The sequence below is a fragment of the Pararhodobacter marinus genome (assembly GCF_003122215.1).
Taxonomy (GTDB): domain Bacteria; phylum Pseudomonadota; class Alphaproteobacteria; order Rhodobacterales; family Rhodobacteraceae; genus Pararhodobacter; species Pararhodobacter marinus.
The window spans coordinates 102,063-124,565 of the sequence record NZ_QEYD01000009.1 but is presented as its reverse complement, the minus strand read 5'-3'; the positions used below and the strand labels follow the sequence as shown (position 1 = coordinate 124,565).

Sequence of the window (22,503 nt, the reverse complement as noted above, 5' to 3'; positions counted from 1 at the left end):
CTCGCATGGGGTTGATGATCGTTCTGGGACTTCTGGGGGCGGCGATGGGATCCTTCGCCGCCCTGGTGGCCGAGCGGCTGGTACGGGGCGAGCCCTTCGTCGCGGCCCGGTCGCATTGCCGGGGCTGCGGCACTGCGCTGGCGGCGGCGGACCTGGTGCCGCTTCTGTCATGGCCTTTGCTGAACGGACGCTGCCGGCATTGCGGCGTGAAGATCCCGTCGGTCCTGTGGCAAGCCGAGATCCTTGGTGCCGCGATGGGGGTTGCGGCAGCCTGGGTCGCCCCCGATCCCCTGCGCGCGCTGCTTCTGGGATTGTGGATGTGGTCGCTTCTGGCGCTCGCCGTGGCCGATCTGCGCTGGTTTCGCCTGCCCGAGCCGCTGATGGCCGCCGCCGCGCTGCTTGGCCTTGCGGTGGCGCTGGCGGGCGATGGCTACGCCTGGCCCCCCCTGGCCCAGCGCGCCAGCACCGCGATCCTGGGCGCGGCCCTCGGCGGCGGCGTGTTCTGGGCGATCCGCGAGGCGTATTTCCGCCTCACCGGGCGCGAGGGCATGGCGCTGGGCGATGTCTTCCTGCTGGCCGCGCTGGGACTGGCGCTGGGCGCGCCGCGTCTGCCGCTGGTCGTGCTGTTCGCCGCCGGGACGACGCTGGCGCTGTCGCTCTTGCGCGCGCGGCGCAAGGGGCGCGCGATGCGGCGGCTGGGGCGCGTGCCGTTCGGCGCGGCGCTGGCCTTGTCGGGGGTCTTGGTGGCACTCTTGCCCGGTTTCGTCTGAGACGTGCGCATTCGGCCATGAACAGGCGGCAAAGCCCCGCAAATGCTTGACACTTCCGCGACGGGCACGGACGCTGCCCGGACGTCCCGACCAAGGCCCCACCGATGCCCCCTGATACCCTGTCGACCACCTCGCATCCGCGTTTCGACGCCATCGTCGAGCATTGGCGCGCCAATGGCACGCCCGGCCTTGATCCGGCGCCCGCCGGGCTGGTGGTGATCTGCGAACATGCCTCGAACGCCTTGCCCGAGGGATACCCGCAGCTGGGCGGCGATCTGGGGCTGAGCGACGCGGCCCGCCTGTCGCACGCGGCCTATGACATCGGCGCGGCCGGGCTGGCGCGGGGGCTGGCCGCGCGGCTGGCGCCCGAAACCGGCGGCGCGCTTCTGGTCACGGCGCCGCTGTCGCGGCTGGCCTATGACCTCAACCGCGCGCCCGATCATCCGGGCGCGATGCCGCCGCGGTCGGAAATCCACGACATCCCCGGCAATCGCGACCTGACCCCCGCCGACCGGCTCGCCCGGACCGAGGCGATCTGCCTGCCCTTCCACGCCTCGCTCGCCGCAGAAATCGCCCGGCTCGTGGCGCTTGGCCGCCGCCCCGCGCTGATCGCCGTGCATTCCTTCACCCCGGTTTATCACGGCGAGACCCGCAGGGTGGAATTCGGCGTGATCCATGACGAGGATCCGACGCTGAGCCTTGCCGTGATCGAGGCCGCGCAGGGCAGCGGGCTGGAAACCCGGCTCAACGAACCCTATTCGGCCGCCGGCGACGTGACGCATACGATCCGCCTGCACGCCGTCCCCCTGCGGTTGCCCAACACGATGCTGGAAATCCGCAACGACCTGATCGCCGACGCCCCCGCGCAGAAGGCCATGGCCGAGCGCCTTGCGCCGATCCTGACGCAGGCCCTGCGCGCGGCGAACGCGCTGAGATGAGAGGATCCCATGAGCGGTAACCTGACGCTGGAACAACTGGCCGAAGCCTTCGATGCAGGCACGATCGACACCATCATCGTGGCCGCCGTCGACATGCAGGGGCGGCTGATGGGCAAGCGTTTCCACGCCGCGCATTTCCTTGAATCGGCGCATGAGGAAACGCATTGCTGCAACTACCTGCTGACCATCGACATGGAGATGTGGACGGTCCCGGGCTACAAGACCGCAAGCTGGGAACAGGGCTATGGCGACTACGTGCTGAAACCCGACCTGGCCACCCTGCGCCGGGTGCCGTGGCTTGACGGAACGGCGCTGGTCCTGTGCGACATCCTCGACCACGCCACCCATCAGGACGTGCCGCAATCGCCCCGCGCGATCCTCAAGCGCCAGATCGCCCGTGCCAGGGCGATGGGGTTCGAGGCGAAGATGGCGAGCGAGCTGGAATTCTTCGTCTTCGAGAACAGCTACGAAACCTTCCGCGCGCAGGGTCCGCGCGACCTGCAGCCCGTCGCCGGCTACAACGAGGATTACAACATCTTCCAGACCACCAAGGAAGAACCGCTGATGCGCGCCCTGCGCAACGGTCTTTACGGCGCGGGCATCCCGGTCGAATGCACCAAGGGCGAAGCCGAGATCGGACAGGCCGAGATCAACGTGCGCTACGGCGAGGCACTCGCCACCGCCGACAACCACGCGATCATCAAGACCGCGACCAAGGAAATCGCCCATGCGCAGGGCCAATCCGTGACCTTCATGGCCAAGTACCGGACCGACCGCGCGGGCTCGTCCAGCCATGTGCATCAATCGCTCTGGACACTCGACGGCACGCCCGCCTTTGCCGATCCGGACGGCCCGCACGGCATGTCCGGGCTGATGCGGCATTACCTTGCCGGGCAACTGGCGCATGCGCGCGAGCTGACGCTGTTCCTCGCGCCCTATGTCAACAGCTACAAGCGCTTCTGCGTGGGCCTCTTCGCCCCCACCAAGGCCGTGTGGTCCGCCGATAACCGCACCGCGGGCTTCCGCGTCTGCGGCGCGGGGACCAAGGGCGTGCGGGTCGAATGCCGGATCGGCGGCGCGGATCTGAACCCCTATATCGCCTGCGCGGCACTGCTGGCAGCCGGGCTCGACGGAATCGAGCGCAAGCTCGCGCTGGAGCCCGAGCAGAAAGGCGACATGTACGCCACGGACGGCCTGCGCGAAGTCCCCGCCACCCTGCGCGAGGCCGCGGACCTGACCGGAAACTCGGACTGGGCGCGCGCCGCGTTCGGCCACGACGTCGTCGACCATTATGTCCATGCCGCGCGCTGGGAACTCTCCGAAGCCGACCGCGTCGTCACCGATTTCGAGCTGCAGCGCGGGCTGGAACGGGCGTGACGCACAAGGCCCGGCACGACCGCGTGCCGCCGGACGCGCGCCGATGGGACGAAGCCCGGCGCGCGCCCTGCCGCTCTGGACGGGCGCGCGACTCTGTGGCCCCAATCCGGAAACCCGCGAAGGAAGCACGATGACCCTGCCCCCGATGAACTGGTCCTATCCCACCTCGGTGAAATTCGGCGCCGGCCGGATCGCTGAACTGCCGCAGCATGTCCGCGCTTCAGGCATCCGCGCGCCCTTGCTCGTCACCGACCGCGCGCTCGCCGCGCTGCCGATCACCGCGCAGGCGCTCGATGCGCTCGACGCAGGCGGGCTGGGCCGGGCGGTGTTTTCCGGGGTCGATGCCAATCCGACCGAAGACAACATGAAAGCCGGGATCGAGACCTACCGCGCGGGCGGCCATGACGGGGTGATCGGCTTCGGCGGCGGCTCGGCGCTGGACCTCGCCAAGATGATCGCGCTGATGGCGGGCCAGCCCGCCGCGCTGTCGGTCTGGGATCTGGAGGACGTGGGCGACTGGTGGACCCGCGCCGACGCCGCCGCCATCGCGCCGATCGTTGCCGTGCCGACCACGGCAGGGACCGGCTCGGAAGTGGGGCGTGCGGGCGTGCTGACCGATGCCACGACGCATCGCAAGAAGATCATCTTCCACCCCGGGCTCATGCCCGCCGTGACGATCTGCGACCCCGCGCTGACCGTCGGCATGCCGCCCGCGATCACCGCCGGCACCGGCATGGACGCGCTGGCGCATTGCCTCGAGGCCTATTGCTCGCCGCATTACCACCCGATGAGCCAGGGGATCGCGCTGGAAGGGATGCGGCTGGTGTTCGAGAACCTCGCCCGCGCTTATGCCACGCCCGAGGACCTGACCGCCCGTGGTCACATGATGTCGGCCGCCGCGATGGGCGCCGTGGCCTTCCAGAAGGGGCTGGGCGCGATCCACGCGCTGAGCCACCCGCTGGGCGCGGTCTACAACACCCATCACGGCACCACGAATGCGGTGGTCATGCCCATGGTGCTGGATTTCAACCGCCCCGCCATCGAAGACCGCCTGGCCCGCGCCGCCGCCTATCTGGACATTTCAGACGGTTTCGACGGGTTCCGCGCGGCGGTGATGGATTTGCGCGAGATGCTGTCGATCCCCGCCGACCTGACCGCGCTGGGGGTGACGGATCCCGATCTCGAAACGCTGACGGCGATGGCGCTGGAGGATCCGTCCTGCGGCGGGAACCCGGTCGCCATGACGGCCGAAAACACCCGCGCGCTGTTCGAGACGTGTCTCTGACGCGACCGGCAGAAGGGGGGCGCTGCCCCCCTCGGCCTGCGGCCTCACCCCCCGGGATATTTGGAGCGTAAAGATGGAGAGGCGACGCGCCCGGAAAAGTGACGTGCCCGCACGGGACACGTCACCATCTTCACGCGCGGTCATCGGCGTCCCCGCCTGTACCGCTCTGCCATGATCGCGCGGCAATCTTGATAAAGCGTAAACGCGCGCATCTTTACGCCACAAATATCCTGGGGGGAGCGAAGCGGGGGGCAAAGCCCCCCGCCGCCCTCAGCCGACCCAGACCGCCCGGCAGAGACCGCGCAGCGCATTGCCGACCCAGAGCGACACGCGTGGCAGGTCTTCGGGCAGCAGCACTTCTTCGGGAACGTCCATCTCGGCGCGCAGGATTCCGGGCAGCAGACCACAGGACAGGGGCGGCGTGCGCATGCCCCGGCCACGGTCGAAGAACAGCGTGGTGATCGAGCCCTCGCAGACCTCGCCGCGTTCATTGAGCAGGAGCACCTCGTCCAGTTCCGCGGGCATCGCCGCGCGGGCGCGGTCATAGGGCGCGCGGCGCGACGATTTCACCCGCAGCCAGGGATCGTCCGAGTGCAGCCGCTCGGAGGACAGGCCCAGCCGCCACAGATCGCGCGCCGGCGGCAAGGGGCCGGCCTGCAAATCGACCCGCCCCTCGGCATCGAGCGCGAGGCGCAGGCGCGCCGGCTCGGGCGGACCGGCCGGCGTGACCTCGGGCAGGCGCCACCCCAGCGCCGCGGCGCCCCGCGCCAGCCGGGCGCGGTGCAGCGGCCAGCGCGGCACGCTGTTGCCGTCCCAGTACATCGTTTCGAAGAGCGTCAGGCCGGGATCACCGGCCCCGCATAGGCGGCTTTCCACAGCGCCTCCTCCCATTCCCCCCGGGCGGTGGAATCGTGCACGATGCCGCCGCCGACATTCAAGGTGATCGCGCCGCCCGGATCGAGCGACAGCGTGCGGATCGCCACCGACCAAGCTTGCGATCCGTCCGGGCCCGCCCAGCCGATGGCGCCGCAATAGGCGCCGCGCGGATGGGGTTCCAGCGCGCGGATGATCTCCATCGCGCGGATTTTCGGCGCGCCGGTGATCGAGCCGCAGGGGAACAAGGCCGCCATCAGGCCGGGCAGGCCCGCGCCCGGCAACAACCGGCCCTCAACGGTCGATGACATCTGGTGCAAGGTGGCGAAGCTGTCGATGCCGTAAAGCTCGGGCACCCGGACCGAGCCCGGCTGCGCGATGCGCGCGATGTCGTTGCGCAAGAGGTCGACGATCATCAGGTTCTCGGCGCGGTCCTTGACCGATTGGCGCAGGTCCTCCGCCAGCCGCGCATCCTCGACCGGGTCGATGGCGCGCGGGCGGGTGCCCTTCATCGGGCGGCTTTCGATCCGCGCGCCCTCGGTTCGGAAAAACAATTCGGGCGAGCGTGAGATCAGCACCGGGCCTGCGCCGAGATCGGCCAGCGCGCCGAAGCCCACCGCCTGGCGCTGCCGGAGCGCACCGTAGAGCCCCAGCGCGGTGCCGCGTTCCAGCCGGGTGGTCAGCGGGAAGGTGAGGTTGATCTGGTAGCAATCGCCCGCCGCGATGTACTCGAGCACCCGGTCGATGGCGCGGGCATGGGCGGCCTCGTCGATCATCGGCACGAGGGGGGCGAGTTGCGCCTCGTCGGCTTCGGACGCCGCCCGGGTCAGAAGCGGGCCGGCGTCGCGCGGCGCCTCGAAAAGCCCCAGGACGGCCAGCGGCCCCGCCCCCTGCGGCAGGAGCGGCGCAAGACGCGGCTCGAGCGCGTATCCCGCCTCGTAGGCGAGCCACCCCGCAACCCAGGCGCCGGCTTGCCGCGCGGCCTCGGCCCGTTCCAGCACCGGCAGCAGTTCTGCCGCGTCCCGCGCCACCAGGAGGTGCGCGGCCTGCTCGAAAAGGGCGGGCTGTCCCGCCGGACCGTGTTCGATGAGGATCATGCGATTTCCGCGACTGGCAACGCGCCTGCGTGATGCTGCGGCGGCGCGTAGCACGGTTGCGCGGCGGGATACAGACCCCGCGTCCCCCGACGATCACCGGCTCGTCCAGCCCCCCGCCCGGGCGATGCCGAACCGGGGTTGCGCGGCGGCGCGCGCTCGCCTAAACCCCGCACAATTTGCTTGAAGCACGAATCCGCAGCACCGGGCCCGACGTCCCGTGCGCCGCGCTGGAAAGGGTCCGCCATGCCGAAAAGAACCGATATCAAGTCCATCATGATCATCGGAGCGGGGCCCATCGTGATCGGCCAGGCCTGCGAGTTCGACTATTCCGGCGCCCAGGCCTGCAAGGCCCTGCGCGAGGAAGGCTACCGGGTCATCCTGGTCAACTCGAACCCGGCCACGATCATGACCGATCCGCAGCTCGCCGATGCCACCTATATCGAGCCGATCACCCCCGAAGTCGTCGCCAAGATCATCGAGGCCGAGCGCCCCGATGCGTTGTTGCCGACGATGGGCGGGCAGACCGGCCTGAACACCGCGCTGGCGCTGGCCGATATGGGGGTGCTGGAAACCTTTGGCGTGCAGCTGATCGGCGCCAATCGCGAGGCCATCGAGATGGCCGAGGACCGCAAGCTGTTCCGCGAGGCGATGGACCGGATCGGGCTGGAAAACCCCAAGGCGACCATCGTGGCCGCGCCCAAGCTGGCCAACGGCAAATACGACATCAATGCCGGCGTCAGCCAGGCGATGCTGGATCTCGAGCATATCGGCCTGCCGGCGATCATCCGCCCGGCCTATACGCTGGGCGGCACCGGCGGCGGCGTGGCCTATAACCGCGATGATTACGAGGCCATCGTGCGCTCGGGCCTTGAAGCGTCACCCGTCGCGCAGGTCCTGGTGGATGAAAGCCTGCTGGGCTGGAAGGAATACGAAATGGAGGTTGTCCGCGACAAGGCGGACAACGCGATCATCGTCTGCTCGATCGAGAACGTCGATCCGATGGGCGTGCATACCGGCGATTCGATCACCGTGGCACCCGCGCTGACCCTGACCGACAAGGAATACCAAATCATGCGCAACGGCTCGATCGCCGTGCTGCGCGAGATCGGGGTCGAGACCGGCGGCTCGAACGTGCAATGGGCGATCAACCCGAAAGACGGCCGCATGGTCGTGATCGAGATGAACCCGCGCGTGTCGCGGTCCTCGGCGCTGGCCTCCAAGGCCACCGGCTTCCCGATCGCCAAGATCGCCGCGAAGCTGGCGGTGGGCTACACGCTGGATGAGCTTGACAACGACATCACCAAGGTCACGCCCGCCTCGTTCGAGCCGACCATCGATTATGTCGTCACCAAGATCCCGCGTTTCGCCTTCGAGAAATTCCCCGGCTCCACGCCCGAGCTGACCACCGCGATGAAATCGGTGGGCGAGGCGATGGCGATTGGCCGGACGATCCACGAATCGCTGCAAAAGGCGCTGGCCTCGCTGGAAACCGGGCTGTCGGGCTTCGACGAGATCGATATCCCCGGCGCGCCCGACAAGGCGGTGCTGTCGAAGGCGCTGAGCGAGAAGACCCCCGACCGGCTGCGCGTGATCGCCCAGGCGATGCGCCACGGCATGTCGGATGACGATATCCAGCACGTCACCGAATTCGATCCGTGGTTCCTGGCCCGCATCCGCGAGATCGTCGAGGCCGAAGAGGCCGTGCGCAAGGACGGCCTGCCCGGTGACGCCGACGGGCTGCGGCAGCTCAAGATGATGGGCTTCACCGATGCCCGTCTCGCCACGCTGACCGGCAAGCCCGAGGTCGAGATCCGCTCGGCCCGGCATTCGGCCGGGGTCAACGCGGTCTTCAAGCGCATCGATACCTGCGCCGCCGAGTTCGAAGCGCAGACGCCCTACATGTACTCGACCTACGAAGTCCCCGCGATGGGCGACGTGGAATGCGAAGCGCGCCCCTCGGACCGCAAGAAGGTCGTCATCCTGGGCGGCGGCCCCAACCGGATCGGCCAGGGGATCGAGTTCGATTATTGCTGCTGCCATGCCTGCTACGCGCTGACGGATGCGGGCTATGAGACCATCATGGTCAATTGCAACCCCGAGACGGTCTCGACCGATTACGACACCTCGGACCGGCTGTATTTCGAGCCGCTGACCATCGAGCATGTGATGGAGATCCTGCGGGTCGAGCAGACCAACGGTACGCTGCACGGCGTGATCGTGCAGTTCGGCGGCCAGACGCCGCTGAAGCTGGCCAACGAACTGGCCGCCGAAGGGATCCCGATCCTGGGCACCTCGCCCGACGCGATCGACCTGGCCGAGGACCGCGAGCGGTTCCAGCAGATGCTCAACGAGCTGGGGCTGAAGCAACCGATCAACGGCATCGCCTCGTCCGACGAGCAAGCCATTGCCATCGCCGAGAAAATCGGCTTCCCGCTGGTGATCCGGCCGTCTTACGTGCTGGGCGGGCGCGCGATGGAGATCGTGCGCGACATGGACCAGCTCAAGCGCTACATCCGGACGGCGGTGGACGTCTCGGGCAAGAACCCGGTTCTGCTGGACAGCTATCTGGCCGGCGCCATCGAGGTCGATGTCGACGCGCTGTCGGACGGCAAGACCGTGCATGTCGCGGGCATCATGGAGCATATCGAGGAAGCGGGCGTCCATTCGGGCGATTCCGCCTGCTGCCTGCCGCCGCATTCGCTGTCCCCCGCTCTGGTCGACGAGATGAAGGATCAGGCGACGAAGATGGCGCTGAAACTTGGCGTCGTGGGCCTGATGAACGTGCAGTTCGCGATCAAGGACGGGGTGATCTACGTCCTGGAAGTGAACCCGCGCGCCTCGCGCACGGTGCCTTTCGTGGCCAAGGCGACCGATTCGGCCATCGCGTCGATTGCCGCGCGGTTGATGGCGGGCGAGCCGATGGCGAATTTCCCGCTGCGCGCGCCCTATCCCGAAGGCGTCGGCCCGGACACACCGCTGCCCCTGGCCAACCCCGATACGCTGGCCGATCCGATCACGCCGTGGTTCTCGGTCAAGGAAGCCGTGCTGCCCTTCGCCCGCTTCCCGGGCGTCGATACGCTCCTGGGCCCGGAAATGCGCTCGACCGGCGAAGTCATGGGCTGGGACCGCTCCTTTGCCCTCGCCTTCCTCAAGGCGCAGATGGGAGCCGGCACGCATCTGCCCGAAGAGGGGCGGGTCTTCGTCTCGGTGCGCGATGACGACAAGACGGCGGCGCTGGCCGGCGCCATGCGCGACCTCGCGGGCATGGGGTTCGAGATCGTCGCGACCGGCGGCACCGCGCGCTGGCTGAAAGCCGAAGGAATCGAGGCCACGGCGGTGAACAAGGTCTATGAAGGCCGTCCCAACATCGTCGACCGGCTGAAGAACGGCGAGATCGCGCTGGTGTTCAACACCACCGAGGGCACGCAGGCGGTCGCCGACAGCCGCGACATCCGCCGGGTGTCGCTGATGGACAAGATCCCCTATTTCACCACCGCCGCGGGCGCCATTGCCGCGACGCAGGCGATGATGGCCCGGCGCGAGGGCTACGGGGTGCGCACGCTTCAGGGCTGAGCCGCGGTCCAAGACCCAGATTGACGCCCGGTGCAGAATGCTGCCCGGGCGTTTTTCGTCGCCGCGTTCAGCTTTCCTGCCGCAACAGCTCGGTGATCAGCACGTCCTGCACATCCGGGCCGACCTCGCCGCGGGCGGTCGTCACCAGCGCGCGGCGCAGCGACAGCAGGACCTCGCCCGAGGTGAACAACCCGTCGAAGCCGCCGATATTCGCGTGATCGAACAGCAGTTGCAAAAGCGCGGCGCGCAGCCGGGGCTCGTCGGTGGCCAGATCGAAGGCATGCCCCGTCCGCATCTCCAGCGCGAGCCCGATCACCACCAGCGCCTCGACCCGCCCGTCATGCAGCACCGGAACCACGAACTGGTTCGGCAACCGCACCGTCTCGGTCGGGCCGGTTTCTGGCGTGTAATGCCCGTCGCCACCGGAAGCGCCATCCCCGTGATCATCGGCGGCGCCATGGCCATCCGCTTCCGTTCCGCCACCGGAACTGGCACCGAAGCCGGCACCGTGGCCGGCATCGCCCCCGTCATGCGCCACCGCTTCGGACGGGGCCGGTCTGAGGAAGATCCCCGCGCCAGCGCCCAGCCCCAGGCCGAGAAGAAGCAAAAGAACGGGAACAAGCTTGCGTATCATGGGCCCGGCTCCCTTCAGAACGGCAGGATGATATCGGTGATCTGCTGGCCGTAACCCGGCTGCTGCATCTGGCTGATCGTGCCGCGCCCGCCATAGCTGATGCGCGCGCCCGCGATGCGGTCATAGGCGATCTCGTTGCGGCGCGAGATGTCCTCGGGGCGGATATAGCCGGTGACGATCAGCTCGCGCAGTTCGTGGTTCACGCGCACCTCCTGACTGCCCTCGATGCGCAGCACGCCGTTGGGCAGACGCTCGATGATCGTGGTCGCAACGCGCAGGGCAAGCTGTTCGTTGCGGCTGACACTGCCCTGGCCCTGAAAGCTGGTCGTGCCGTTGAACCCGACCGCATCGGCCATCGTCGCGCCGTCGGGCAGGTTGCGGTCGATGATCTGCGGCAGGCCCATGAATTGCGGGACGCCCATGCTCTGCGAGCCGGTCCGCCCCCGCCCGGTCGAGTTGGTCATCTGCGCGGAATCGTCGATCTCGATCACCACGGTCAGGATATCGCCGGGCTGCGCCGCGCGCCGGTCGCCGAAGAGCGACCGCTGGCTGGCCGTCCAGAGCGACGCCGCGTCGGTGGAACCGCGCCGCTCGGCCGTCTCGGGCAGCGGCACGTTGTAGAGCGCGTGATGTTCCAGCGTCGGCACCAGCGGCGAAAATTCGGGCGCGCGCCCCACCTCGGCCAGATCGCTGCAGGCGGCGAGCATAAGGGCGAGGCCCAGAAGGGGCCCGGTCAGCGGGAAGGCAAGACGCATGGAGGTTCCTTTCACGGTACGCTGACCAGTCCCGGCTCGACGATCGTGCCGGTGACGGTGGCGCGCGAACCGAGGTTCATGATCCGGATCGTGTCGCCCCCGGCGCCGCGCCCCAGCGCGCGCCCCTCGGCGCGGATATCGAGCCCGCCTTGCCGGAAGACCAGCGTGACCAGCTCGTTGCGCTCGACCAGAGCGGGGGGGCCGAGGCTGCCGATAGGGATGGGCCGGCCGGCATAGAGCGTGACGCGCGCCTCCTGTCCGATGGCCTCGTCCGGGGTCTGCGCTATGCCCGGCGCCGCGGCTTCGCGCGAGACGACGACGTCGCCGGGCGCGATCTGGGTACCCGCCCGCAGGGTCCGGGCGGCCAGCAGGACCTCGGCCGGGACCGGCGGAGCGGCGCCGAGCGCAAGCGCCAGCGGGAGCGCGAGCCTGCGCATCAGCGCACCTGCGTCGTCGCGGCGAGCATCTGGTCGGCGGCGGTGATGACCTTGGCGTTCAGCTCGTAGCCGCGCTGCGCCTTGATCATCTCGGTCAATTCGCGCACCGGATCGACCGAGCTTTCCTCAAGATAGCCCTGCCGCAACAGGCCCAGGCCATCCTCGCCCGGTACCGATTGCACCGGCGGCCCCGAGGCTTCGGTCTCGACGAACAGGTTCGACCCCAAGGCTTCAAGCCCGCGTTCGTTGGTGAAGCCGGTCAGGGTGAGCTGGCCCAGAAGCTGCGGCTGCACCTGATCGAGGAAATAGGCGTAGATCTCGCCCTGCGCATTGACCGAGATCTGCCGCGCATCGGCGGGAATGGTGATGCCGGGCGCGACCTCGTAGCCGTCCGAGGTGACGATCAACCCCTCGCCCGTCCGCTTGAGCGAGCCGTCGCGCGTATAGGCCGCGCGCCCGTCGGGCAGCGTGACCTCCAGCCAGCCGCGCCCCTCGATGGCGATATCCAGATCGCCGCCCGTGGCGCTGAGCACGCCCTGCTGCACCATCATCGACACCGCCGCCGGACGCGCGCCCAGCCCCAGCTGCACGCCGGTCGGCACGATCGTGCCATCCGACGCGCTGATCGTGCCCGCGCGCGTATGTTGCTGATAATGCAGGTCGGCAAACTCGGCCCGGCGGGCGTTGTAGCCCGTGGTCGACATGTTGGCGAGGTTGTTGGCCACGGTATCGACCCGCATCTGCTGGGCGCTCATGCCGGTGGCGGCGATTTGCAGGGCTCTCATCGGAACCTCCTATTTGCCAAGGGTCTGGACCACGTTGCGGATGCGCTCATCCTCGCGGTCGAGGAATTTCTGCCCGGTCTCATAGGCGCGCTGGACCTGGATGAGACGGGCCATTTCGGAAATCGCGTTGACGTTCGACTCCTCCAGAAAACCCTGCAGGACGACCGGCGTCTCGACCGGCAGGACATCGCCGTCGATCCGGTGCAGAACGCCCGTTTCGCGCTTGAGATCGGCCTGTTCGGCCGGCACCACCAGGCCGATCTGCGCCAATGGCTGCCCGTCGGCCGAGATCGTGCCGTCGCGCGCGATGGCGATCTGGCCGGCCGCGGGCGGAATGAAGATGGGCGCGCCGCCGATATCCAGAACCGGGTGCCCGTCGGGCGTGACCAGATCGCCGGCCTGGTTGGGGGTGAAATGGCCGGCGCGGGTGTACCGCTCGCCGTCCGGGGTCTGGATGGTGAAGAACCCGTCGCCCTCGATCCCCAGATCGAGCGTTCCGCCCGTCATCGTCATCGTCCCCTGCGTCAGATAGGTCTGATGCGCGCGCGCCGCCGCCATCGACAGGGATTCTTCCTCGTGGCCCAGCGCGCTGACATATTCGGAGAACAACAGCCCCTCGCGCCGGAAACCGGTGGTCGACAGATTGGCGATGTTGTGGGCGATAAGCTGTATCTCGCGCAGCAGGCCCGACTGGCGCGTGAGCTGGGTGTATCCGGCATTGTCCATGCGGTCTCTCCGTTCCGGATGCGTCAGCCCCCTGCCACGACGGGCAGGACCTGACGGTGAAAGAAGTCCACCAGAAGCGCGGTCATCGCGCTCATCGACACCCAGAACACGACCAGCATGGCCAGGATCTTGGGGACGAAGGTAAGGGTCATTTCCTGAACCGAGGTCAGGGCCTGAAACAGCCCGACGGCCAGCCCCGCGATCAGCGCGATCCCGAGAAGCGGCGCGGACATCGCCACCGAAACCCAAAGCCCCTGCCGGAGGATGTCGTAGAAATCCACCTCGGTCATCGCCGTCTCCCTTGTCAGACCGGCATGCGCAGGATTTCGAGATAGGCCTCGACCACCTTGTCGCGCACGGCGACGGCGGTTTCGACCGCGAGCTGCGCCTCGCTCAGCGCGGAAACCAGCGCGTGGGGATCGGCGTCGCCCGTCATCGCCTGTTGCGCGGTGGTTTCGGCCCGCTGAAGCACCTGCGAGAAATCCTCGGCCGCGCGCTGCGCGCTGGCGGAGGGACCGGCGGCCTCGTCGGGGCGGGTGGCGGGCCGTGCCGCGCCGTAGGAACGGGCGGCGAAGGCGGCTGAAATGTCCATGAGATGTCTCCTTATCTGCGCAGAAGCCCGATCAGGCTTTGCGACATTTGCCGCGCCTGATCGAACATCCTGAGGTTCGCCTCGTAGGAACGCTGCGCTTCGCGCGCGTCTGCGATCTCGACCATCAGATCGACATTCGATCCATCGTAATGGCCGGATTCGTCGGCCAGGATATGGCCGGGGTCGTACACGCGGGTGAGTTCCGCGCGGTCGAGCTGGACGGGGCCGGGCCGCACGCCGCTTTCGTCGCCGAACGCGTCGCCCGGCATGGCGGCGGGCCGGAAATCGATGAATTTGCGGTGGTAGCCGGGCGTGTCGGCATTGGCGATGTTTTCCGAGACATGGCGCAGCCGCTGGGCCTGCGCCCGCATCCCCGAGGCGGACAGCGCGAGGGTATCGAACAGCGCGCTCATCTCACCGGCCCAGGCTGGCGCGCATCAGGTCGCGCGACATGGAATAGATGCCCAGCGCCATTTCGTGCTGCTGGCGCGCTTCGACCGCGCGCATCATCTCGTATTCGACCGACACGGTGTTGCCGTCGGGCGCGACGGTGGCGGGGTTTTCGTCCAGCCGCAGCCGTCCGCGATCCGCCAGCGACCCGTCGAGGCTGGCATTCCAGTAATCGGCGAAGGGAATCGCATCGCGCGAGCGGTAGCCGGGCGTGTCGGCATTCGCGACGTTTTGCGAGATGGCCTGCTGGCGGCTCGCGGCGTGGGTGGCATAGGCCTGCGCCATGCGCAGGACGTCCAGGCTTTCGAACATGGGATTCTCCCGTTGCTGGCTTACACGAAGGATTAAGGGTGATTCCTTTAGAAACCGTAATCGGGCGTCATCCCGGCGCCCGTTGCGCAAAGGAGCCTGCCGATGTCGGTTTTCGATCCCCTTCTGGCCGACCTGGCCACGATCCGGCCCGTGCGCCATTCCGGCCGGGTCGAGGCGATGCAGGCGACCACGCTGACGGTCTTGGGCCTGTCGCAGCGCGCGCGGCTGGGGGACCGGGTCGTGGTGCTTGACCAACAGGGCAATCGGATCGGCGGCGAAATCATCGCCCTCACGTCCGCCGGGGCCGAGATCCTGCCCGAGGACACGACCGAGGGGCTGGCCATCGGCGACCGGGTCGAGCATGTGGGCCGCAACATGATCGCCCCCGACGACCGATGGATCGGGCGCGTCATCGACCCTTACGGCGACCCTCTGGACGGACGACCGCTGGTGCGCGGCCAGACCCCGCGCAGCCTGCGCAGCGCGCCCCCCTCGCCCGCGCGGCGCAAGCGGCTGGGCGGGCGACTGTCCACGGGGCTCGACGCGTTCAACACGATGCTGCCCCTGGTGCGCGGCCAGCGGGTGGGCCTGTTCGCGGGCTCGGGCGTGGGCAAGACGATGCTTCTGGGTCAGCTTGCGCGCGGGATCGAATGCGACGTCGTCGTGCTGGCGCTGGTGGGCGAGCGCGGACGCGAATTGCGCGATTTCGTCGAGGATGTGCTGGGAGCCCAAGGGCTTGCCCGGTCGGTCGTGGTCAGCGCCACCTCGGACGAATCGCCGCTTGCCCGGCGCCGCGCGGCGCTGACCGCGATGAGCGTGGCCGAGCATTTCCGCGATGCGGGTCAGCATGTGCTGTTGCTGTTCGATTCCGTCACCCGCTTTGCCGAAGCGCATCGCGAGATCGCCCTGGCTGCGGGGGAACAACCGTCGCTCCGGGGCTTCCCGCCCTCGACCGCGCATCAGATCATGGCTCTGGCCGAACGCGCCGGACCGGGCGCGCCCGGAACGGGCGACATCACCGCGATCTTTACCGTGCTGGTCGCCGGATCGGACATGGACGAACCCGTCGCCGACATCCTGCGCGGAGTGCTGGACGGGCATGTGATCCTCGACCGGGCGATTGCCGAGCGCGGCCGCTTCCCCGCCATTGACCTGATGCGCAGCGTCTCGCGCTCGCTGCCCGCCGCCGCCTCGCCCAGCGAAAACGCGCAGATCACCGAAGCGCGGCGGCTGATCGGCGCCTGGGAACGGGCCGAGATGATGGTGCAGGCCGGGCTCTACGCGCAGGGCTCGGACCCGCTGACCGACCGGGCGATCAAGCTGTGGCCGAAGCTCGACGCGTTTCTGGGCGGACAGGGCGCGAAGTCGAATGCCGAAAGCTTCGGCAGGCTGAAAAAGGCGCTCGAAGGCTGACCCTTTCGGGCCCGTGGGCGCCTGGTGCTTGCCTTCGCGCCCGTAAAAGCCATTTGTCTCTGCACGAGACTGGCGCTATCAGCAGCGTCGAATCCGCAACCCAGTGCCTCGTCCGCCGGGCGGGGCCGGGCTGCGTTGCCAAAGACACGCCACACCCCGTGCCGACAGAAGGGCCCGAGATGCTGCAAACTCCCTATTACCTGATCGACAAAGCGCGGCTTCTGCCGAACATGGAAAAGATCGCCTGGCTGAGGGAGGCTTCGGGCGCGAAATCGCTGCTGGCCCTGAAATGCTTCGCCACATGGTCGGTCTTCGATTTCATGTCGGAATACATGGACGGCACGACCTCGTCCTCGCTCTACGAGGTCCGGCTGGGACGCGAGAAGTTCGGCAAGGAAACGCACGCCTATTCGGTCGCCTATGCGGATCACGAGATCGGCGAGGTGCTGGCGCATTCCGACAAGATCATCTTCAACACGATCGGCCAGCTCGAACGCTTCGAGACCCAGAGCGCCAACCATGTGCGCGGCCTGCGGGTCAATCCCGGCGTCTCGACCTCGGGCTTCGACCTCGCCGATCCGGCGCGCCCCTTCTCGCGGCTGGGCGAACACGACCCCGAAGAGATCGCCAAGGTCGCGGACAAGATTTCCGGCTTCATGTTCCACAACAATTGCGAGAACGCGGATTTCGACCGCTTCGACACCATGCTCTCGCTGATCGAACAGCGCTTCGGCCACCTGATCCGCGACATGGACTGGATCAGCCTCGGCGGCGGCATCCATTTCACCGGCGAGGGCTATCCGCTCGAGCGTCTGGCCGACCGGCTGAAACGCTTCGCCGACACGAACGGCGTGCAGGTCTACCTGGAACCGGGCGAGGCCTCGATCACCAAATCGACCACGCTCGAGGTGACGGTGCTGGATACGCTCTACAACGGCAAGAACCTCGCCATCGTCGACAGCTCGATCGAGGCGCATATGCTCGATCTGCTGATCTACCGCGAGCAGGCCAAGATGGAGCCGAATGCGGGCGATCACGAATGGATGGTCTGCGGGAAATCCTGCCTTGCGGGGGACATTTTCGGCGAATTCCGCTTTCCGCAGCCACTGAAAGCCGGCGACCGGCTGTCGGTGCAGGACGCGGGCGGTTACACGATGGTCAAAAAGAACTGGTTCAACGGCGTGAAGATGCCCGCCATCGCCATCCGCGAGATGGACGGAACCATCCGCGAGGTGCGCGATTTCGGCTATGACGATTTCGCCGCCGCGCTGAGCTGACAGAGTAAAGCCAACCAACACGGAGGTGCAGGGGCGAATGAAACGCAATGTCCTGATCATCGGAGCCGGGGGCGTCGCCCAGGTCGTGGCGCATAAATGCGCGCAGAACAACGACATCCTGGGCGACATCCATATCGCCAGCCGGACCCTTTCGAAATGCGAGGCGATCATCGCCTCGGTCCATGAGAAAGGCGCGATGAAGGGCGAGGGCGTTTTGAAAGCCCATGCCGTCAACGCCCGCAATTCGGACGAGGTCGCGGCGCTGATCCGCGAAACCGGCGTCGACATCGTGATCAACGTCGCGCAGGCCTTCGTGAACATGCCGGTGCTCGACGCCTGCATCGAGACGGGCGTGGCCTATATGGACACCGCGATCCACGAAGAGCCGAACCTGATCTGCGAAACGCCGCCGTGGTACGGCAATTACGAATGGAAGCGGAAGGAAGCCTGCGCCGAAAAGGGCGTGACGGCGATCCTGGGCGTGGGCTTCGATCCGGGCGTGGTGAACGCCTATGCCCGCTACGGCATCGACACCTATCTCGACGCGGTCGCCTCGATCGACATCGTCGACATCAACGCGGGCTCGCACGGGCGCTGGTTCTCGACCAATTTCGACCCCGAGATCAATTTCCGCGAATTCACCGGCACGGTCTATTCGTGGCAGAACGGCGCCTGGCAGTCGAACACGATGTTCGAAGTGGGCAAGGAATGGGACCTGCCGGTCGTGGGCATGCAGAAGGCCTACATGACCGGCCATGACGAGGTTCATTCGCTCGCCACCAATTACCCGCAGGCGGATGTGCGCTTCTGGATGGGCTTCGGCGACCATTACATCAACGTCTTCACGGTGCTGAAGAACCTGGGCCTTCTGTCGGAGAAACCCGTCACCACCGCCGAGGGGCTGGAAGTCATCCCGCTCAAGGTGGTGAAGGCGGTGCTGCCCGACCCCTCCTCGCTGGCGCCCGATTACGTCGGCAAAACCTGTATCGGAACGGTGGTCAAGGGCACCAAGGACGGCAAGGAGACCGAGGTCTTCGTCTATAACGTGGCCGATCACAAGGATGCCTATAACGAAGTCGGCAGCCAGGGCATCAGCTATACCGCCGGCGTCCCGCCCGTGGCCGCGGCGATGCTGATCGCGCAGGGGACCTGGGACGTGTCGAAGATGGTGAATGTCGAAGAGCTGGACCCGAAACCCTTCTTCGAGATCCTCGACCGGATCGGCCTGCCGACTCGGGTGAAGGACGCGTCAGGCGACCGGGCCTGGAACGCGTAACGGCCCGGGGAAAGGGGGGCTTTGCCCCCCTCGCCTGCGGCTCACCCCCCAGGATATTTGAAGAACAAAGACGGGCCTTAAGACTTCGTTAAGCCCCTTCACTTTGCCTTAAATACTCACGGCGCGGCGCTCCCGCCTGCGACGCGCTCACCCTGCCGGGCGCACCCGGCGCAGCACCGGTTCTTCGGCGCGGGCGATCACCGCGTCGAGCGCCTCCTCTGTCACCGCCATGTGGTGGGCATTGGCGTGGATCGTCCGGCCCGGGGCGCTGACGATCGCCACATGGCCCGCCCAGAAGATCAGGTCGCCCGCCTCTTCCTGCCCCGGCACCACCTCGGCCCCGGCCATCTGGCTCTGGATATCGCTGTCGCCCGCGCAGTCGCGGCCGAGCGCGCGGAACGCGGCCTGAACCAGCCCCGAACAATCGATGCCGCTGCGCGAATTGCCGCCCCACAGATAGGGCGTTCCCAGGAAGTCGCGCGCCACCGACACGAGGTCATCGCGCCAGTCGCCGATCGCGCGCAGGTGGCGGGCCGGGACATAGCCGTCGGGCGTGACGGCGAAGCGGCCTTCTTCACCCGTGACCCTCAGCCGCGCGCCCATGTTCAGGGCCATGCGGTCGCCTTGCTTGATGTCGGGCGCGTTATAGAGATGCGTCGCGGGCGCCGAGACCCAATGCGTGACCGCGCCGTCATCGCCCAGATCGCTCTCGCGCAGCCAGCCGCAATAGCCCTCGTCCTCGTCGAAGCCGAAGGCATGGCCGTCGCATTCGGTGATGATGCAGACCCGCGTGCCGTGCAGAAGCTGCCGGTCGCGCGCGCCGCCGGGCGTTTCGCGCAGATCCGCAAGTGGGGCCCTCACCCGCTGCCAGCGCCCGGCCACGAAGAGCACCCCGTCCAGCGCGCCGCGGAGGCTGTCATGCGCGACGCCGCCCGCCGCGCGCAGATAGCGACGATCGGTCATGACGCGGCACGGCCCCCCGGCGCGATATCGGGGCCGAGGATCTCGGGCAGGGCCCGCAGAAGCGCGCGCGCGCCCTGCCCGACGCCGCCCTTGGGCCGGCCGGGCGCGGCGGTGGGCTGCCAGCCATAGATATCGAAATGCGCGAAACGCTGCGCCCCTTCCGCGAAGCGACGCAGAAACAGCGCGGCGGTGATCGAGCCCGCCATGCCGCCCGAGGGCGCGTTGTCCAGATCGGCGATCCCGGGTTCGATCAGGCTTTCATAGGGCGCGTGGAAGGGCATCCGCCAGAGCGGATCGGATTCGGCGCGCGCGGCGCGGGCCAGCGCCTCGGCCAGCAGTTCGTCGTCGGTGTAGAAGGGCGGCAGGTCGGGCCCCAGCGCCACGCGTGCCGCTCCCGTCAGCGTCGCCATGCAGATCAGCGCGTCGGGCGCTTCCTCGCAGGCGAGTGCCAGCGCGTCGGCCAGCACCAGACGGCCTTCGGCATCAGTGTTGTTGACTTCGATGGTCTTGCCGTTGCGCGCGGTCAGCACGTCGCCCGGTCGCATCGCGCTGCCGGAAATGGCGTTTTCGACCGCCGGGATCAGCACGCGCAGGCGGACCTTCCAGCCCAGCGCCATGATCATCATCGCCAGCCCCAGAACGGTGGCCGCCCCGCCCATATCCTTCTTCATCAGCCCCATCGAGGCGCCCGGCTTGATGTTCAGCCCGCCGGTATCGAAACAGACGCCCTTGCCAACCAGCGTCAGGCGCGGCCCCTCATCGCCCCAGCGCAGGTCCAGAAGCCGCGGCATCCGGTCCGAGGCGCGGCCCACGGCGTGGATCAGCGGAAAATTCTCGACCAGGAGATCGTCGCCATAGGTGACCGATACTTCGGCCTTGTATTCCTCGGCCAGCGACAGGACCGTGGTTTCCAGCTCTTCGGGGCCAAGCTGCGAGGCGGGCGTGTTGATCAGGTCGCGCGTCAGCCATTCGGCCGCGGCGAGGATCTCAATGCGCTTGGCGTCGAGACCCGGCGGGGCCTTGAGCGCGGGAAGCGACAATTCCTCGGCCGGGCGATGGCGGAACCGCTCGAAACTGTAGCCGGCCAGAAGCCAGCCGAGCGCCTGTTCGGCGACGGCTTCAGGGTCAAGGCCGCCGGCAAGATGATAGGTTCCGGCAGGCAGTTTGAGCCGGGCCGCGCCCAGCGCGAAGCGGTTGCGGGCCTGCGCCGCGGCGCTGCCGAGGCCGGACAAGGCCATGTCGATCCCGCCCGAGGCATCCGGCACGCAGAGCGTCTCGCCCGAGCGGCCCTGGAAGCCCGTATTGGCGACCCAGGCGCGCACACGCTCGGGCTGTCCGTCAAGCCATTGCGCCAGACTGTCGGCGGTGACGACATGCAGCGGGATCGAGGCTTGATCGGTCGAAGCGAAGGCTGAGAGAGAACGGCGCATGGAAAGTCCCGGTTTCGATCTTTGCGCCACCCTATGCCGTCGGGGTCCCGAAGGGAAAGAGCGATTGAACCGCGCTCAGCGAGGCCCCGCCGGAACAGCCCGGATAAGAAAGCCGCATGAACAGCCGGCGTCGCGGCGCGCACCAAACTGCGCGCACCAATCCGGATGTCGAAACGGGTTCGCAGAAAGTCCTGGCGCCGGAGGGCGTGACAGGAATCCCCTGCCCGCCCGACGCAAGCGCGTGGCGGCGGGGGATACACCCGGTTCCGCCGCCCTGTCCGCGCGGGACCGCGACCGGCTACATCGACAGGCCGGGCACTTCCCAGACCAGCGCCAGCGAGCGGTCGCCGATGCGCACCAGCCGTTCCCAGATCGCCCGATAGGCGACGATATCGCCCTCACGCGCCGAAATCCCCATGTCGCGCGAGACACGCGCCAGCGAGGTCAGGCCGATATCCAAACTCAGCCGCGACACGCGCTGCGCCAGTTCCGGAATCCCGGCCAGATTATCGGCCCGCACCATCGCGTCGACCTCGGCCAGAAGGTCCGAGATCGCCTCGACGGTTTCGATGACATGACTCTCGGCCCCACGGTGGCCCAGAGTCTTAAAGACGGCATCCAAGGTCGCCGTGTCGATGATGACACGTTCGCTTGGACGCAATTCGACGACAATAGTCACGATCGCACCCTTTCTGCCCCAGTCTATTTCCCTTGCACCCGCCCGAAGGATCTTTGATCCGGGCTAACAATTCGTTGCCCCGGGTGCGGGAAAGCTGCTCGATTTTCCTGCAAATTGAGCTTAGCACCGGATTGTGGTGGAATTAAGAGGAAACGCCGATGCCGAATGCCCGCAAATTGCCCGGATACCTGACCAACCGGTTTCGTGGCTGGCGCGCTACGCATTACGCCGAGAACAAGAGCTGGTTTCGCCACCTCGCCCAGGAAGGCCAGCATCCGCGCTCGATGCTGATCGCCTGTTGTGACTCGCGCGTGCATGTGACCTCGATCTTCGGCGCGGATCCCGGCGAGTTCTTCATCCACCGCAACATCGCCAACCTGGTGCCGCCCTACACGCCGGATGGTCAGCAGCACGGCACCTCGGCGGCGGTCGAATATGCGGTAACCGCCTTGAAAGTCGCGCATTTGATCGTCGTCGGGCATTCAAATTGCGGCGGTGTGCGCGGCTGTCATGACATGTGCGCGGGCAAGGCGCCCGAGCTGTCGGCGGAGTCGAGCTTCGTGGGAACATGGATGGAGATCCTGCGCCCGGGATACGAGGCCACCGGCGCGATCGCCGACGAGGCCGAGCGCATCGCGGCGATGGAGAAAGAGGCGGTGAAGATCTCGCTCGCCAACCTGATGACCTTTCCCTTCGTGCGCGAGGCCGTCGAGTCCGAGACCCTGACGCTGCACGGATTGTGGCATAATATTGGCGAAGGCGGGCTGGACGCCTACGATTCCGACATCGACGCCTTCGTGCCGGTCGGCTGAGTCGCAGCCGGCGCGCCGCGCGCCGCTCTTGCGAAATCCGGGAACGGCG

The 22,503-nt window shown here is 67.6% G+C and carries 23 protein-coding genes; 9 read left to right on the top strand and 14 right to left on the bottom strand.

Going from position 1 to position 22,503, the window contains the following annotated elements; genetic code table 11:
- Positions 1–5 precede the first annotated feature (5 nt).
- From C4N9_RS15150 to C4N9_RS15135, 4 genes are all read left to right on the top strand, one after another.
- Positions 6–770 (top strand): prepilin peptidase, encoded by a 765-nt coding sequence (locus C4N9_RS15150; RefSeq protein WP_109534187.1) that lies wholly within the window; start codon positions 6–8, stop codon positions 768–770.
- Positions 771–874: 104 nt separating this feature from the next.
- Positions 875–1,708, top strand: a complete 834-nt coding sequence (locus C4N9_RS15145; RefSeq protein ID WP_109534186.1) for an N-formylglutamate amidohydrolase — start codon at positions 875–877, stop codon at positions 1,706–1,708.
- A 9-nt stretch (positions 1,709–1,717) separates the two neighbouring features.
- Positions 1,718–3,085: a glutamine synthetase family protein gene (locus C4N9_RS15140; protein ID WP_109534185.1), complete on the top strand. Its 1,368-nt coding sequence runs from the start codon at positions 1,718–1,720 to the stop codon at positions 3,083–3,085.
- A 130-nt stretch (positions 3,086–3,215) separates the two neighbouring features.
- Positions 3,216–4,370 (top strand): iron-containing alcohol dehydrogenase, encoded by a 1,155-nt coding sequence (locus C4N9_RS15135; RefSeq protein WP_109534184.1) that lies wholly within the window; start codon positions 3,216–3,218, stop codon positions 4,368–4,370.
- Between the two features lie 270 nt (positions 4,371–4,640).
- Here C4N9_RS15135 and C4N9_RS15130 read toward each other — a convergent pair whose 3' ends face one another.
- Both C4N9_RS15130 and C4N9_RS15125 read right to left on the bottom strand, forming a co-directional pair.
- Positions 4,641–5,246, bottom strand: coding sequence for an aminotransferase class IV (locus tag C4N9_RS15130; RefSeq protein ID WP_245902579.1), 606 nt, complete (start codon positions 5,244–5,246; stop codon positions 4,641–4,643).
- Positions 5,207–6,340: an aminodeoxychorismate synthase component I gene (locus C4N9_RS15125; RefSeq protein ID WP_109534182.1), complete on the bottom strand. Its 1,134-nt coding sequence runs from the start codon at positions 6,338–6,340 to the stop codon at positions 5,207–5,209. Before C4N9_RS15125 ends, C4N9_RS15130 begins: the two co-directional genes overlap by 40 nt.
- A 243-nt stretch (positions 6,341–6,583) precedes the next feature.
- Between C4N9_RS15125 and carB the strand changes: the two genes are divergently transcribed.
- Entirely contained in the window at positions 6,584–9,913 is a 3,330-nt protein-coding gene (gene carB / locus C4N9_RS15120) for a carbamoyl-phosphate synthase large subunit (protein ID WP_109534181.1), read from the top strand.
- 67 nt (positions 9,914–9,980) lie between these two features.
- Here the strand turns inward: carB and C4N9_RS15115 are convergent, their stop codons facing one another.
- The 9 genes from C4N9_RS15115 to C4N9_RS15075 are packed head-to-tail and all read right to left on the bottom strand — an operon-like array spanning position 9,981 to position 14,604.
- Entirely contained in the window at positions 9,981–10,547 is a 567-nt protein-coding gene (locus C4N9_RS15115) for a flagellar basal body-associated protein FliL (RefSeq protein ID WP_109534180.1), read from the bottom strand.
- Positions 10,548–10,561: 14 nt separating this feature from the next.
- Entirely contained in the window at positions 10,562–11,302 is a 741-nt protein-coding gene (flgH, locus tag C4N9_RS15110) for a flagellar basal body L-ring protein FlgH (RefSeq protein ID WP_109534179.1), read from the bottom strand.
- 11 nt (positions 11,303–11,313) lie between these two features.
- A complete protein-coding gene (flgA, locus tag C4N9_RS15105) occupies positions 11,314–11,739 on the bottom strand; it encodes a flagellar basal body P-ring formation chaperone FlgA (RefSeq protein ID WP_109534178.1) in 426 nt (141 codons plus the stop codon).
- Positions 11,739–12,524, bottom strand: coding sequence for a flagellar basal-body rod protein FlgG (flgG, locus tag C4N9_RS15100; protein WP_109534177.1), 786 nt, complete (start codon positions 12,522–12,524; stop codon positions 11,739–11,741). The genes flgA and flgG overlap by 1 nt, the downstream gene beginning before the upstream one ends.
- Positions 12,525–12,533: 9 nt before the next feature.
- Entirely contained in the window at positions 12,534–13,250 is a 717-nt protein-coding gene (locus tag C4N9_RS15095; RefSeq protein WP_109534176.1) for a flagellar hook-basal body complex protein, read from the bottom strand.
- A 23-nt stretch (positions 13,251–13,273) separates the two neighbouring features.
- Positions 13,274–13,540: a flagellar biosynthetic protein FliQ gene (locus C4N9_RS15090; RefSeq protein ID WP_109534175.1), complete on the bottom strand. Its 267-nt coding sequence runs from the start codon at positions 13,538–13,540 to the stop codon at positions 13,274–13,276.
- 14 nt (positions 13,541–13,554) lie between these two features.
- A complete protein-coding gene (gene fliE / locus C4N9_RS15085; protein ID WP_109534174.1) occupies positions 13,555–13,842 on the bottom strand; it encodes a flagellar hook-basal body complex protein FliE in 288 nt (95 codons plus the stop codon).
- An 11-nt stretch (positions 13,843–13,853) separates the two neighbouring features.
- Complete coding sequence (gene flgC / locus C4N9_RS15080) at positions 13,854–14,255, bottom strand: flagellar basal body rod protein FlgC (RefSeq protein ID WP_109534173.1); 402 nt, start codon at positions 14,253–14,255, stop codon at positions 13,854–13,856.
- Between the two features lies 1 nt (position 14,256).
- The gene (locus tag C4N9_RS15075) at positions 14,257–14,604 is read right to left on the bottom strand and encodes a FlgB family protein (protein WP_109534172.1); all 348 of its coding nucleotides are present in this window, start codon (positions 14,602–14,604) and stop codon (positions 14,257–14,259) included.
- 102 nt (positions 14,605–14,706) lie between these two features.
- Between C4N9_RS15075 and C4N9_RS15070 the strand changes: the two genes are divergently transcribed.
- The 3 genes from C4N9_RS15070 to C4N9_RS15060 all read left to right on the top strand — a co-directional run bounded on the left by C4N9_RS15070 (position 14,707) and on the right by C4N9_RS15060 (position 18,570).
- Positions 14,707–16,017 (top strand): FliI/YscN family ATPase, encoded by a 1,311-nt coding sequence (locus tag C4N9_RS15070; protein ID WP_109534171.1) that lies wholly within the window; start codon positions 14,707–14,709, stop codon positions 16,015–16,017.
- A 182-nt stretch (positions 16,018–16,199) separates the two neighbouring features.
- Positions 16,200–17,294 (top strand): carboxynorspermidine decarboxylase, encoded by a 1,095-nt coding sequence (locus tag C4N9_RS15065; RefSeq protein ID WP_109534287.1) that lies wholly within the window; start codon positions 16,200–16,202, stop codon positions 17,292–17,294.
- A gap of 37 nt (positions 17,295–17,331) precedes the next feature.
- Positions 17,332–18,570 (top strand): saccharopine dehydrogenase family protein, encoded by a 1,239-nt coding sequence (locus C4N9_RS15060; protein WP_109534170.1) that lies wholly within the window; start codon positions 17,332–17,334, stop codon positions 18,568–18,570.
- A gap of 147 nt (positions 18,571–18,717) precedes the next feature.
- Here C4N9_RS15060 and C4N9_RS15055 read toward each other — a convergent pair whose 3' ends face one another.
- The 3 genes from C4N9_RS15055 to C4N9_RS15045 all read right to left on the bottom strand — a co-directional run bounded on the left by C4N9_RS15055 (position 18,718) and on the right by C4N9_RS15045 (position 21,642).
- Positions 18,718–19,533 (bottom strand): C40 family peptidase, encoded by an 816-nt coding sequence (locus tag C4N9_RS15055; protein WP_109534169.1) that lies wholly within the window; start codon positions 19,531–19,533, stop codon positions 18,718–18,720.
- Complete coding sequence (locus C4N9_RS15050; protein ID WP_109534168.1) at positions 19,530–20,963, bottom strand: leucyl aminopeptidase family protein; 1,434 nt, start codon at positions 20,961–20,963, stop codon at positions 19,530–19,532. The genes C4N9_RS15055 and C4N9_RS15050 overlap by 4 nt, the downstream gene beginning before the upstream one ends.
- 298 nt (positions 20,964–21,261) lie before the next feature.
- Positions 21,262–21,642, bottom strand: a complete 381-nt coding sequence (locus C4N9_RS15045; protein WP_109534167.1) for a hypothetical protein — start codon at positions 21,640–21,642, stop codon at positions 21,262–21,264.
- A gap of 158 nt (positions 21,643–21,800) precedes the next feature.
- Here C4N9_RS15045 and C4N9_RS15040 point away from each other — a divergent pair, with 158 nt between their 5' ends.
- On the top strand, positions 21,801–22,454 hold the full coding sequence (locus C4N9_RS15040; RefSeq protein ID WP_109534166.1) for a carbonic anhydrase: 654 nt from the start codon (positions 21,801–21,803) through the stop codon (positions 22,452–22,454).
- Positions 22,455–22,503 lie beyond the last annotated feature (49 nt).

What these genes read in the sequence shown, in the direction of transcription:
- C4N9_RS15150 (WP_109534187.1), top strand. Translation starts at nt 6, where the DNA reads ATGGGGTTGATGATCGTTCTGGGACTTCTGGGGGCGGCGATGGGATCC.
- C4N9_RS15145 (WP_109534186.1), top strand. Translation starts at nt 875, where the DNA reads ATGCCCCCTGATACCCTGTCGACCACCTCGCATCCGCGTTTCGACGCC.
- C4N9_RS15140 (WP_109534185.1), top strand. Translation starts at nt 1,718, where the DNA reads ATGAGCGGTAACCTGACGCTGGAACAACTGGCCGAAGCCTTCGATGCA.
- C4N9_RS15135 (WP_109534184.1), top strand. Translation starts at nt 3,216, where the DNA reads ATGACCCTGCCCCCGATGAACTGGTCCTATCCCACCTCGGTGAAATTC.
- C4N9_RS15125 (WP_109534182.1), bottom strand. Translation starts at nt 6,340, where the DNA reads ATGATCCTCATCGAACACGGTCCGGCGGGACAGCCCGCCCTTTTCGAG.
- carB (WP_109534181.1), top strand. Translation starts at nt 6,584, where the DNA reads ATGCCGAAAAGAACCGATATCAAGTCCATCATGATCATCGGAGCGGGG.
- C4N9_RS15115 (WP_109534180.1), bottom strand. Translation starts at nt 10,547, where the DNA reads ATGATACGCAAGCTTGTTCCCGTTCTTTTGCTTCTTCTCGGCCTGGGG.
- flgH (WP_109534179.1), bottom strand. Translation starts at nt 11,302, where the DNA reads ATGCGTCTTGCCTTCCCGCTGACCGGGCCCCTTCTGGGCCTCGCCCTT.
- flgA (WP_109534178.1), bottom strand. Translation starts at nt 11,739, where the DNA reads ATGCGCAGGCTCGCGCTCCCGCTGGCGCTTGCGCTCGGCGCCGCTCCG.
- flgG (WP_109534177.1), bottom strand. Translation starts at nt 12,524, where the DNA reads ATGAGAGCCCTGCAAATCGCCGCCACCGGCATGAGCGCCCAGCAGATG.
- C4N9_RS15095 (WP_109534176.1), bottom strand. Translation starts at nt 13,250, where the DNA reads ATGGACAATGCCGGATACACCCAGCTCACGCGCCAGTCGGGCCTGCTG.
- C4N9_RS15090 (WP_109534175.1), bottom strand. Translation starts at nt 13,540, where the DNA reads ATGACCGAGGTGGATTTCTACGACATCCTCCGGCAGGGGCTTTGGGTT.
- fliE (WP_109534174.1), bottom strand. Translation starts at nt 13,842, where the DNA reads ATGGACATTTCAGCCGCCTTCGCCGCCCGTTCCTACGGCGCGGCACGG.
- flgC (WP_109534173.1), bottom strand. Translation starts at nt 14,255, where the DNA reads ATGAGCGCGCTGTTCGATACCCTCGCGCTGTCCGCCTCGGGGATGCGG.
- C4N9_RS15075 (WP_109534172.1), bottom strand. Translation starts at nt 14,604, where the DNA reads ATGTTCGAAAGCCTGGACGTCCTGCGCATGGCGCAGGCCTATGCCACC.
- C4N9_RS15070 (WP_109534171.1), top strand. Translation starts at nt 14,707, where the DNA reads ATGTCGGTTTTCGATCCCCTTCTGGCCGACCTGGCCACGATCCGGCCC.
- C4N9_RS15060 (WP_109534170.1), top strand. Translation starts at nt 17,332, where the DNA reads ATGAAACGCAATGTCCTGATCATCGGAGCCGGGGGCGTCGCCCAGGTC.
- C4N9_RS15055 (WP_109534169.1), bottom strand. Translation starts at nt 19,533, where the DNA reads ATGACCGATCGTCGCTATCTGCGCGCGGCGGGCGGCGTCGCGCATGAC.
- C4N9_RS15050 (WP_109534168.1), bottom strand. Translation starts at nt 20,963, where the DNA reads ATGCGCCGTTCTCTCTCAGCCTTCGCTTCGACCGATCAAGCCTCGATC.
- C4N9_RS15040 (WP_109534166.1), top strand. Translation starts at nt 21,801, where the DNA reads ATGCCGAATGCCCGCAAATTGCCCGGATACCTGACCAACCGGTTTCGT.